This window comes from Zarconia sp. (assembly GCF_057467645.1).
The window spans coordinates 185,591-196,750 of the sequence record NZ_JBRJXU010000108.1 but is presented as its reverse complement, the minus strand read 5'-3'; the positions used below and the strand labels follow the sequence as shown (position 1 = coordinate 196,750).

Genomic DNA, 11,160 nt, shown 5'->3' with positions numbered 1-11,160 from the left:
CCTAGAAGTCAGCCAACCGGAACCCATCCCCGAACCCAATTCAGAAATTACCGAACCCGAACCCATCCCAGAACCCATCCTAGAAGTCAGCCAACCGGAATTCGTCTCCGAACCCAATTCAGAAATTACCGAACCCGAACCCATCGGGTCTGGGTTCCCGATGGAAAGGGTTCCACAGAACGCCCCCTGGACTTTCGAGACGTTAGATTTACACCAAAACTTACCCGAACCCGACAGTCACACTCCCGTACTCGATCGCAGTTTTCGGGATGATATCGGACGCGCCCTCGATGAAGGTCAAATCGATCGCGCCGTCGAACTGTACGATCGCTATCTCAGCGAAGAAACCGAAGCTCACTTCAACCGTACCCTCGATGGAGAAATCCTGTCCTTTGAAAGCTTGCAAACTCGCCTGCGTCAGATGCTCGATGCGGGAAATTCCCAAGCTGCGGTCATTTACGCCTTCAGTCGCCCCGATCGATTAGATTTGATTTTTGTCTCCCCCGAGGGCAAACCCATCCGCAAACAGGTACTCGAGGCCGATCGGGAAACCTTAGGGCGTATCAGTACCGATTTCCGGCGACACATTACCGATCGCACCCGCTTGCAAACCACCAGCTACCTCGATTCCGCCCAAACACTCTACCGGTGGCTGCTCGAACCCCTCGAAGCCGAACTCGCCGCCTCCGGTGTCGAAACTCTGATTTTTGCCCTCGACGACGGACTGCGCTTGCTGCCCCTCGCGGCACTCCACGATGGCGATCGCTTTTTGGTCGAAAAATATAGTTTGACCCTCGTCCCCAGCTTGACGCTGACGGCAACGCAAGCCACCCCTCTCAAAAACGGACGAGTCCTGGCCATGGGGGCTTCCCAGTTCGAGCAATTGCCACCCCTACCGGCGGTTCCCGTGGAACTCGCGGCGATCGTCTCCGAGATAGAAACCGGTCAGATCTCCGATCGAATCTCGAATCAAATGCCCGGCCTGTGGTCGGGAAAAGCCCTGCTCAACGATGCCTTTACCCTGGAGAATTTGCAGCACCAGCAGCAAAACCAGTCCTTTGAGATTTTGCACCTGGCCACCCACGCTCAATTTAAAGGCGGAAATGCGGCGAACTCCTATATCCAGTTCTGGAACGAACCCCTGTACCTCGATCGCCTCTCCATTTTAGAGAGGGGTCGATCCGCTCCCGATTTACTAGTTTTGAGTGCTTGTAGTACGGCGGTGGGAGATGTGGGGAGCGAACTGGGATTTGCCGGCGTGGCAGTGCAATCGGGTATCCCCAGTGCCATTGCCAGTTTGTGGTACGTCAGCGATGAGGCAACCTTGGCCCTCATGCAAGGATTTTACGCTCGTCTGATCGACGCACCCCACCACGCCGAAGCACTGCGACAAGCTCAAATTGCCATACTGCAAGGGGATATTTATTTAGAGTCCGGTCAGTTGCAAGATCGAGGAACCCAGCGATCCGTACCGTTGCCCTTTGCCAGCCGAAAACAAGGGAATTACGCCCATCCCTATTTTTGGGCTGCCTTCACCTCGATCGGCAATCCCTGGTAGGAGAAGGGAGAGGGGATAGGGAAATGACGCGGGGACGCGGGGACGCGGGGATGCCCAGAGAGAGAAACGGGAGAATTGGGGGGAACAGGAAACATTTAATTTAATTGAATAATTCTCCCCTTGTCCCCTTGTCCCCTTGTCCCCTTGTCCCCTGCCCAAAACTACTCGGGTGATTCGGAGACAATTTCGCCATTGAGCAATCGTTCCAATCGCTCTTTTGACCAATATTCCGTCGGGTACGAGATGGCAAAAATGGCCGCCAGCCGCACCAGCCAAATCGTCCGTCCGTAAGAGGGATCGATCTCCTCCTCTTCTCGATCGGAATTGAGGACTAAAATTTCGACAAACTCGGGAGTTAGGTTAATCGGAATTCCCGTATAACTCAGGTCGCTGGCTTCGATCCAAACCTGGCTTCCTTGTTGTAATGCTTCATGCAACCGTTGGTAAAGAAGGTTGGCTTTGCGGTTTCTAGATTTTTTCCCCATCTTGATTGTCTTGAGATCGTTATATACCTGTAAATTCGGGAAAGTCTCACTTCCTCGAATGGATGGAGGGTAAATCTAGAACGATCGTTTGCGTTGCTAACTTCACTCTTCGAGCGTCAATATAGATAGATTGGATAAATCAGCATTGCAAAAAATGTTGATTCTGTCAAATCCTTTGACGCTCGAAGGGCAAAATTGTATCAGTTCTTTGCATTTCTCCCTTCAGCAGGAGATTAAGACGATCGCATCAGTTGTTGCTCGACGGTCCGGGGAACCTGTCGGTAGCCGCAAAATTCCATGGAAAACGTTCCTCTGCCGCAGGAGAGCGATCGCAACGCCGTCACGTAGCCAAACATCGCCGAGAGCGGCACTTCCGCCCGAATCGTAACCCCCTCTGGAGCGATCTCGGTTTCCACCAAAATGCCGCGACGGGAAACTAAATCTCCTTGAATCGAGCCGAAATACTCGTTCGGTGCTTCTACCACCGCAAGGGCGATCGGTTCGAGAATCACCGGATCGGCGATCGCGAATCCTTGGTAGAATCCTTGGCGAGCCGCTTCTCGAAAGGCACGTTCTGTTGAGTCTACCGGATGGTAGTTTCCTCCTTCGAGAACAACTTTCACGCCGATAATCGGATAACCGGCGAGATACCCTGAAGCCACGGCATCGCGGAAACCTTTCTCGCAAGCGGGGATAAATTCCTTGGGAATCTCTCCACCTTTAAGCTCGTTCTCGAATTCAAAGGATTCCCCACAGGGTTCGATACGACCGATGACGCGAGCGTACTGACCGGGGCCGCCGGTTTGCTTTTTAAACGTATAGTCAAAATAGCCAAACTCGCGATTGGTTTGTTTTTCTTGGGCTTGTTTGTGCTGAGTTTTTTGTTTGAATGGTTTGAGAGTCATGGCTTTCCTGGTGGCGAACGGTCATTCGTGACGGGTTAAGTTGTCGGGTGGGAAATGGTTGATGTGGAGATAGATTTATACCCCGAGAATCTATTACCTGCCCACCCCAACTTCTCACCGTCAAAACAACCGTTGACGACCTCTAAAAACATCTTTAGTTGCGATCGAGCCGAGAGTCCCCGAACCCACCCTCACCAAAATCGAGCGATCGATACGTGGTAGTCACTTTGACAGTAAGCAGTACGGCTGTAACATTAGCGGACGTAACTTGTGAACGAGACTCGAACTCGTCCGGCATCGTCCTCATGCCGACCTAGGATACGGTCAGTAACCGTAAGTCCAACTTAACCCAGTTGGCGGGTTGTATCCGCTTCGATCGATTTGGCTACCGACTGGCTCGATCGATCCTTAATCGAGTAATTCCGTGTTCCAGTTTGCTTGTTGGATGCTCGTATCCAAGATCCGGCACTGCTGCGACAGGCGATCGATTTGCCCTTGCAGTTCTGCTACGTTCGCGGTACTGAAAATCTTAATTTCCGACCGTCCGTACCGCTGTTGGCGCGTGGCGGCTTGCGTGACGAAGGTGCTGTAAACCCGGTGCTGTAACAACAGGGTATCCCGTTGCGCCAAGGCATCCGAGAGCATCATCCCCGCTTCGAGTTCCGTACGAGAATTGGTACGGTTGATGCGTTGAATCAAACTCGTCAGTTCGGCGATCGCTCCATCCACTTCTGCTAATAGCGTCTGCGGATCTTCATCAGGGGTTTCGCCTTCCTGTACCTGAGCATTTCGCATCAATCGCTGCTGCAACTGATTTACGCGCTTCTGACAATCGGCTCTGAGTATTAACGCTTCTGCAAGTTTCATTTGATTAATGGGGAACGGGGAATGGGGAATGGGGAATGGGGAATGGGGAATGCAAGAAGCAAAATTCTCCTTGTCCCCTTGTCCCCTTGTCTCCCCAACCTCCCCCGCCCCGCGTCATCTACTTGTCATCCCTTACCGGCAGGGGTGCTTGCATGATTTCGAGCAGCAACTCCAACCGCGACGCGCGCGCCAGGAGGGGAATTAAGTTGGGCAGGGAGTAGTAGTCTCCGGTGAAGGTGAAGGTTTCCACTGGAACCCGTTTTTCCTTCAGTCGACTTTCCACCCAGTTCGAGCAGTGTCCCACCCGCACGATGGTGAAGTTGGGCATTACACCCAAATCGCGGCAGTAGGCGGTGTAGGCATCGGCGGTGTAGGGGGCACTGTTTTCCCCTTCATCGGTTACCATTACGATTTGCTCGACAAGTTGCTTGTTGAGTCGCATGGCTTCAATCCCGCAACCGCAACTGGTTCCACCTCCAGCGCGAATCAGCTTGAAAGCCCGTTCCCAATCGCTCAACTGAGAACCCTCGGCTTTTACGGGGTAGGGCATGGTGTCGAAAGCGTAGACGAACAAATCCGCTTCGGTAATGCCGGAAATCATCGCGGCGAGGCGCTTGCCGATTTCGATCGCCTGGTGCATCGAACCGGACTTATCCACCAGCAGTGCGGTGGGTTTGGTGATTTTGCCCCGCTGTTTCACCTGGGTGTCGGTGACGCTTTCGAGTTTGGCAACGGTTTGCGCATCCAAGTCTCCGGCATCAGCTGCGACACGGGCTTTGTATGCCGATACGCGATTGCTAGTTCGGGCGGCTTCGAGTTTTTCGTCGATGAGTGCCTTGACTTCGGCATGTTCAATGGCGCCCCGCGCTTTTAGGGCGTTGAGGTTGTTGATAACCTCCTGGGGAGACATGGCGTGAATCAGTGCCACCAATACCGTGGGGGTGAGCTGTTTGAGCGCACCGACGGCGATGGGGTAGGGAATGCGGGATTCGACGATAATCTGTGCCTGTTCCAGGGGAGTCGCCGCGTTTGCCAGTCGCTTGAGGGCGAAGGCGAGACTATCGGCTGGGGGCTTGTTGGAGAACAGGATGGCGTTGGCACGAGGGCTGGGCTTGATGTGCAAGCTGGCGTACAGGTGCTTCATTGCCTTGCGGCTGCGCAATACCGCCCGATCGAAAAAGTTCGGGTTTTTCTCCCGCGCTTGCAGGTAGCGGCGAACGGCAGTACGGGCGGAACGGGGCAGCTTGTTCCGGTGCTGCTTCATGAAGTCGACAATCCGCGCCACCTGGTAGGGCGGAAGCTTTTGCAGCATCATGAATCCGGCATCGCGGTGTTCGACGAGGTTGCTAGAAAGCAAGTTGCCGACGAAGACTTCTTTGTGATCGCGCACGTCGCCGTTGCCGTGGTACCACACTGCCAAGTGTCCGTAAAACAGGGGATCGAGATCGATGGCGAGTTGGTGCAGTTCGGCGACTTCCCCTAAGTTGCGGTGGGGAGTCGTCAGCAAGCTGTTGAAAATTTCTAAGCGTAAATCGCGTTCTGCGGTATTCATCGTCGTACCTCCAAAATCTGTAGCGAGTTTTCTGTTTAGAAAAATGGGAGGCAGATGCCGCACGGGTTGGCACTCGATCGCCGTGCAAGTTCAAAGCTTTGTGATTTGGGTACTTTGAGTTGGGGCGCGGCGACATCTGCAATATAAGCATTCAGCTAAAGATGCGATCGAACTGTCTTTAACCATTTGCCCACTGGCTGACGGCATCATCCCGATCTTCGGGGGCACCGTTGGTAGGCGGTTCGAATTTTGTCTGTAAGCTGCTAGACGCGGTTCGATCGAGCATTCCACCCAAGTTGATGGCGAATGCTACTGCAACCACAACGAGTTGCAACTTAGATAAAGCGTGCTGAATTCGTTCTCGATCGAACTTAAAATTGGACGTGAAATTTAGCGTGTAAATCTTTGGCAATGTGGCGGACATATTACCCTCCCGTTCTCGATAGGTTTACCGGAGTTGCACAGAGGATAAGTGGCATAAATTCACTTTCCACCGTACAACTGTTCGATCGGGAGGCAGATGTCGCTTATTCCAAATAAATTTCTGTCTGTCGAAAACACATTAGCTTCTCATTTTGAGGAATCATTCTGCATTGACGACTCACAAAACTTGGAAAGATTCGCCGCGCAAGTTGAAAAAGCTATAATGCCTGCTATAGGTCCAGGCTTGCAGCGTAGTACTCGATACGCACCGTGTTTTTGCGAGAGTATGTAAGCTTTTTCGGTTGGGGCGCAGCAACAACTGCCTAATTTAGCGAAGAGAAACGAGCGCACCCGCAGCTTCGAGTTGTTCTTTTATCTCGGCTGCTCCATCGAATGAAAGGTCCGAACGGACGATTGCGGGTGCTGACTCGATGAGATTTTTGGTTTCTCTCAAGCGCAAATCTGTAAGCGATCTGACTACTTTGAGAACTGCGATTTTACATTCTGGGGGAAACCCTTCGAGGATGACATCAAAAGATGCTCTTTCTTTAATATCTTCTACGGGGTTTTCGGTTAAGTCATTCTGAAATATCCATGGCGATCGCATCGCTGTCGAAGATACATCAACATCAAACGCCGTTTCGAGTTCTCCGACGAGTTCGGACACTTCACGACTCGTTAAAGATTGAAGCTGTTCTAGAATGACTTGATTTTGATTAGACATTTCTCACCTCCCCGGTGCGATCGTTATTTTTGATTCAATAAAACGTTGAACTTGCCATAAAAAAGTAAAACTTCGCGCGAGTTAAACAAGCTGTTCGTGTCATACACAGGATTTGAACCTGTAGTATCTCGATTGGGAGTCGAGCGCGTTTTCCAATTACGCCAGTATGTAAGCTTATTGGGTTAGGGCGCGAAGTGGTCTCTTGTGAAAGTTAGAATCAGAGAACCGTTACGATTAATATTTCAGCTTCCGTTAAATTAAGGATTATTTTCATCGAATATCTCCGATCTTTTGCTCTTGAGTATTTTCACAATCTGTTTGATTTCTTTTTTGGTACAATGCCGCTTGTGAACGGCATAGGTTGTTCGATTATATTGACGAGACAGCGTCCAATAGTCCAACTTCTTTCCCAGCAGAACGTCAAAGACTTTGCGATTAGATGAGTATCTCGGATACGGATATTCTGCAAACGTAACCAAATACCAAATCTCATCAATTTTTCGATATTGACGATCGCGATCGAGTTCTAAGATATCGTCTCTTTGTTCGATCGGGGTTTTCTGCTTTTTAGCAACAGATAGAATTCCCGTTTCTGGATGAACGTATAAGTTATCGCCAACGTACCCCAACGGATACTGTCTGCCGTACTTCGAGCGCGGTATAGAATAGGGAATGCCATCTACAATCTCGACGTGTTGGGCAACAAGCGTTTCCACATGAAAAAAGAGATGATGTCCCGTCAGAGTACGCTTATCGAAACGCCGACACAGTTCGCTATAAACCTCGTTCCAAGGTTTTCCGACTCTAGACAGTAGAAATCGCTGAAGTGGATTCAGGTTATCGGAAAAATACTTCGTTTTAAAACGACACTTGGGTTCGTAACCACTGAACTCATTATCAAAGGTGTGTTGGTACTTTTTCGCCCCTTGAGGTGTTTTCAAGTAACCTCTTCGGGGTCTTTCGATAATCGCTTTGTCTAAACGATGTTCGCTCATTAGACTCAATTTGAGCTATAATTCAAAGAGAAAATAACATCGCACAAGTCAAAAAAGCGAAAGACAACTCTACGGTCACCCTGACTGATTTTGTACCAGCAGCGAGCGCACAATTTTCATCTCAATAAATGTCTTATATTAGAGATATTAAAGAGACTCAGAATTCGCTCGTATCGATCGGTCACCCGATCTCAACTACCTTAGGACCGTTATTCGGTATGTACGCTTTCTCCGTGAGGGTGCGATGTATAGATTTAGAACAGTAGATTGAGAACATGAGGGTTCCGCGCAAGTTAAAAAAGCTTTAGGACACTCCGACTGCTCTACCACTGAGCTACATCCGCATCATGTATTGAAATACTACAAAAATAGCGCGGATGGTAGGAATCGTAGGCGAAGCCTTCTCGAAGAGTACCTACGACCAATCGGTTGAAAATTGTGTGTAAGCTTTAGAAGTTGGGGCGCGGAACGAAATTTTAGTTTAGGAATTAGAGATTGACTCTCGATTAATTTTCATGATTTTTATTTCTCGCTGAAAGCTGATAACTAAAAGCCGATACCTAACAAACTTTAAACCCCACCCCTAACCCCCTTCCCAATGTCACAAGAAGGGGGTATCGCTTCCCTCTCCCTAGGCAAGGACAGGAGAAACGTGGCGGGGAAGCTTCAATACTTGTATCTTCTTGAATCTCTCTTTTGATGATTTTGCCAGAAGCGAAAACCACCTCGCGCGAGTTCGCAAAGCTGTTGGTTCATACGCGGGAATTGAACCCGCTACCAATTGCGTTCAAGGCAACTGCTCTAACCAAATGAGCTAGTATGTAAGCTTCGTGAGTTGGGGCGCGAAATGGTCTCGTACTTCTTACAATTGCTCCGCACGAGTTGAGAAAGCTATATATTACAAAATGCTCTACCATTTGAGCTACATCGGCAACAAATGCCGATGATAGGAATTGAACCTATAACCTTTGGTTTATCAGACCAAATGTATGTAAGCTTTAACCGTTAGGGTGCAGAACGAAATCGTTAACTTCCAAGAAGACTTACACTCAAAAGAATAAGACGATCGCACGAGTTAAAAAAGCCGGAATATGCAACCTCTCCCCATAGCCGTTTCCGGTGTAGTTTATCAAGCGGAGAGGGTGGGATTTGAACCCACAATCGACTTTCATCGATGCTACCAATAGCAGTATGTAGGCTTTATAAGTTAGGGCGCGATCGAATCTTGAATTTGGAACCTCAGTGCTGTCAAAACAATGTCAAACTCTGAGGATAAAAGCTAGATTTTTAGCCGTAGACGGCTTCAGGGCGAATAATAATATCTCCGCTCGGACGACGATCGACAACATAAGATTGCAAGCGATCGACTCCCACTTCAAAATGTTGGGCGACGCGCTGTTTAATCGCTCGATCGTCTGTCTTGCCATTGAGATCGAGTTGCTGTTCGCTAACGTCGTAAGAACGTCCTTCAAAACGAATATGAACCATGTTAGCACCTCCTCATGGGCGTATCGATAGTATTAACGAATTTGTAGCGAGTCTATCGAACGATTTAAGTCGGTGCGATCGAAAAATCTGCTTAGGGCAATCTCGATTGCACCTACAAAAATAAACGTCGTTCTAAATAATAAACTTGCTGGAATTGTTGGATATTTTGAGCTGTATTTTTCGATGTTTGACGTTCTCTCAAAGTTGAAGATTTTCTCGAACATCGATCGATTTTTGGCTGCGGATTTAGAGCCTTATATTTGGGCTGATTCCATCCAAACAGCCGCGTATATGCTAACAGCATGGCTGCTTCTCTCCAGGACAATAGTGTTTGATTCGTTTCGTGTTTAAATCCCAGTTTGATATTCAGTTTTCAAGGTTCGGATAGAACAAGGTGGATAACGGTTGTTCGACCGCTGTGTTCCTTGCCATAATTTAATACTACATAAATACTACATTGCTGTCAAGGGTCGTCTAAAAATTTTTTGGCGCGGTCAATTTTATCGCGGTTTTGATTAAGGTTGAACCCAATCGGGGTTAGTGGGCAGTTCAATGGCAACTTCAGAGTACAACCCCGGTGAGGAAAACTCCCCACCCTACAAATTTCTGCCAGGGGTCAATGTTTTTGAAAACCGCTGTAAGATTCAGATCTCCAACGCATTCCTAAGAAAAACCCCCCAGTCGCGAAGATTGGAGGGCTTTATCCGTTGGGATGATGTAAATCTCTGAAGCGATCGAATCTCCCGATTGAAGTGTAACCTGGCAATCAAGCAACTTCGTTCAATCGAGAGCGCAGTGTTTCTACGGTTTTGCGTAGGGGATTGGGAGTTAAAGATAAATCTAGATCGCCCGCGCGCACAACCTCAGAGGTCCCGGCTTCCTGGCTTGTGCCTGTGGTGAATTGACTATCCTCATCGAGAAAGCTTTGGGTGCAATCGTGAGGATGTTTGCTTTTCTCCCAAATTTCAAACTCTGGAGAGAGTAGGGCCGCTTGCAAAAGCCCTTGAATTGAGTTATTCAAATTACGCAGGTAAAAGCGATGTCCCGTTTGCGTCGCGAACCGGCGCGCTTCGATTAAAACAACCAAACCGAAGCGATCGAGTTTCTGAATCTCACTCAGATCGACGATCCAAGAGTTGTGGCTTTCAAATTCCGAGGAGGTTGCCACTTTTTCGAGCTTTTTACGCAATTTGATCGCTCCCTTTTCATCAAGCTGGCGATGAGGTCGTAGAACAATTGCCATGATTCTCCTTGAGAACTTGAAAGCTTCAACCATTTCTACTATCTCCTATCCAACGCCGATGCGGTGTAACACCCATCAGGGGGGTCGGTGAGAATTCTTGCCGGCAACCGGCGATCGATACTGGGTTGGATCGGTGATATCGATCGCGATCGCCGGTGGAGCGCTCGATTCAATTGGGGGATAAGTTTAAGTTAGATCTAGCCCGATTGCTGTCTTTGGCGCTGTTGGCGCTTTTCAAAATACTGCTGGTGCTCCTGGGCCGCCAGCCAGTAGTCCGAAGCGGGTTTAATTTCCGTGACGATCGCCTTGTCGTAGCGTCCCGAATTTTGGAGTTGTTGCTTAGAGCGTTTGGCGGCTTGGCCTTGCTCCGGGGTGTGGTAAAAAATAACCGATCGATACTGTTCGCCCCGATCGGGCCCTTGGCGATTGAGGGAGGTGGGATCGTGAATTTGCCAAAACAGGTCGAGCAATTCTTCGTAACTCACTTGGGTGCGATCGTACTCCACCTGCACGACTTCCGCATGACCGGTAATCCGGGCGCACACATCTAAATAGCAGGGATTGGCAAAATGCCCGCCCATATAGCCGACAGAGGTGGCACTTACCCCTTTAACTCGAGCAAATGCGGCTTCTACGCCCCAAAAACAGCCCGCACCAAACGTTGCTTTATCCATATCCTCGTTCGATCTTCCGTTGCCTCGTGAGTACCGATCTCAAGATATAGCAGGTTTTTAAAGCCCTTTGGGCGATCTCAATGAGATAGTTCGAGCTGATGGAATCGGCGAGATCGGCAATTCATCGTCCGCCGTTCAAAGGAACCCTCGAAATCATATACTGTTGTATATCCCAAAATATCAAACCCCCTTTGTTATCGGGGATGTAGCGGGTTCAAATCGGATCTTGCACCACTCTTATCGAAC

General features: G+C 49.3%; 11 protein-coding genes and 2 tRNA genes. 1 reads left to right on the top strand and 12 read right to left on the bottom strand.

What is annotated here, in order from left to right; genetic code table 11:
* Positions 1-1,558 (top strand): CHAT domain-containing protein (locus tag AC2215_RS17270; protein ID WP_486811232.1); only part of this gene is annotated, 1,558 nt, incomplete at its 5' end.
* 161 nt (positions 1,559-1,719) lie between these two features.
* Here AC2215_RS17270 and AC2215_RS17265 read toward each other — a convergent pair.
* The 12 genes from AC2215_RS17265 to msrA all read right to left on the bottom strand — a co-directional run bounded on the left by AC2215_RS17265 (position 1,720) and on the right by msrA (position 10,914).
* Complete coding sequence (locus tag AC2215_RS17265; RefSeq protein WP_486811231.1) at positions 1,720-2,043, bottom strand: hypothetical protein; 324 nt, start codon at positions 2,041-2,043, stop codon at positions 1,720-1,722.
* Positions 2,044-2,276: 233 nt separating this feature from the next.
* The gene (locus AC2215_RS17260) at positions 2,277-2,948 is read right to left on the bottom strand and encodes a hypothetical protein (protein ID WP_486811230.1); all 672 of its coding nucleotides are present in this window, start codon (positions 2,946-2,948) and stop codon (positions 2,277-2,279) included.
* Positions 2,949-3,356: 408 nt separating this feature from the next.
* The gene (locus tag AC2215_RS17255) at positions 3,357-3,815 is read right to left on the bottom strand and encodes a DIP1984 family protein (RefSeq protein ID WP_486811229.1); all 459 of its coding nucleotides are present in this window, start codon (positions 3,813-3,815) and stop codon (positions 3,357-3,359) included.
* A 118-nt stretch (positions 3,816-3,933) separates the two neighbouring features.
* Positions 3,934-5,367 (bottom strand): hypothetical protein, encoded by a 1,434-nt coding sequence (locus AC2215_RS17250; protein WP_486811228.1) that lies wholly within the window; start codon positions 5,365-5,367, stop codon positions 3,934-3,936.
* A 178-nt stretch (positions 5,368-5,545) separates the two neighbouring features.
* A complete protein-coding gene (locus AC2215_RS17245; RefSeq protein WP_486811227.1) occupies positions 5,546-5,791 on the bottom strand; it encodes a hypothetical protein in 246 nt (81 codons plus the stop codon).
* 327 nt (positions 5,792-6,118) lie between these two features.
* Positions 6,119-6,514 (bottom strand): 50S ribosomal protein L7/L12, encoded by a 396-nt coding sequence (rplL, locus tag AC2215_RS17240; RefSeq protein WP_486811226.1) that lies wholly within the window; start codon positions 6,512-6,514, stop codon positions 6,119-6,121.
* A 97-nt stretch (positions 6,515-6,611) separates the two neighbouring features.
* Positions 6,612-6,683, bottom strand: a tRNA-Gly gene (locus tag AC2215_RS17235).
* Between the two features lie 88 nt (positions 6,684-6,771).
* Complete coding sequence (locus AC2215_RS17230) at positions 6,772-7,455, bottom strand: hypothetical protein (RefSeq protein WP_486811225.1); 684 nt, start codon at positions 7,453-7,455, stop codon at positions 6,772-6,774.
* A gap of 802 nt (positions 7,456-8,257) precedes the next feature.
* A tRNA-Ser gene (locus tag AC2215_RS17225) sits at positions 8,258-8,333 on the bottom strand.
* A gap of 463 nt (positions 8,334-8,796) precedes the next feature.
* The gene (locus AC2215_RS17220; protein ID WP_486811224.1) at positions 8,797-8,997 is read right to left on the bottom strand and encodes a hypothetical protein; all 201 of its coding nucleotides are present in this window, start codon (positions 8,995-8,997) and stop codon (positions 8,797-8,799) included.
* A 766-nt stretch (positions 8,998-9,763) separates the two neighbouring features.
* Positions 9,764-10,240, bottom strand: a complete 477-nt coding sequence (locus tag AC2215_RS17215) for an STAS domain-containing protein (protein WP_486811223.1) — start codon at positions 10,238-10,240, stop codon at positions 9,764-9,766.
* A 197-nt stretch (positions 10,241-10,437) separates the two neighbouring features.
* Positions 10,438-10,914 (bottom strand): peptide-methionine (S)-S-oxide reductase MsrA, encoded by a 477-nt coding sequence (gene msrA, locus AC2215_RS17210; protein ID WP_486811222.1) that lies wholly within the window; start codon positions 10,912-10,914, stop codon positions 10,438-10,440.
* Positions 10,915-11,160: the final 246 nt, after the last annotated feature.

Excerpts from the sequence above, each read along its gene's own strand:
- msrA (WP_486811222.1), bottom strand. The coding sequence starts at position 10,914 with ATGGATAAAGCAACGTTTGGTGCGGGCTGTTTTTGGGGCGTAGAAGCC.
- AC2215_RS17220 (WP_486811224.1), bottom strand. The coding sequence starts at position 8,997 with ATGGTTCATATTCGTTTTGAAGGACGTTCTTACGACGTTAGCGAACAG.
- AC2215_RS17250 (WP_486811228.1), bottom strand. The coding sequence starts at position 5,367 with ATGAATACCGCAGAACGCGATTTACGCTTAGAAATTTTCAACAGCTTG.
- AC2215_RS17260 (WP_486811230.1), bottom strand. The coding sequence starts at position 2,948 with ATGACTCTCAAACCATTCAAACAAAAAACTCAGCACAAACAAGCCCAA.
- AC2215_RS17255 (WP_486811229.1), bottom strand. The coding sequence starts at position 3,815 with ATGAAACTTGCAGAAGCGTTAATACTCAGAGCCGATTGTCAGAAGCGC.
- AC2215_RS17215 (WP_486811223.1), bottom strand. The coding sequence starts at position 10,240 with ATGGCAATTGTTCTACGACCTCATCGCCAGCTTGATGAAAAGGGAGCG.
- rplL (WP_486811226.1), bottom strand. The coding sequence starts at position 6,514 with ATGTCTAATCAAAATCAAGTCATTCTAGAACAGCTTCAATCTTTAACG.
- AC2215_RS17245 (WP_486811227.1), bottom strand. The coding sequence starts at position 5,791 with ATGTCCGCCACATTGCCAAAGATTTACACGCTAAATTTCACGTCCAAT.
- AC2215_RS17265 (WP_486811231.1), bottom strand. The coding sequence starts at position 2,043 with ATGGGGAAAAAATCTAGAAACCGCAAAGCCAACCTTCTTTACCAACGG.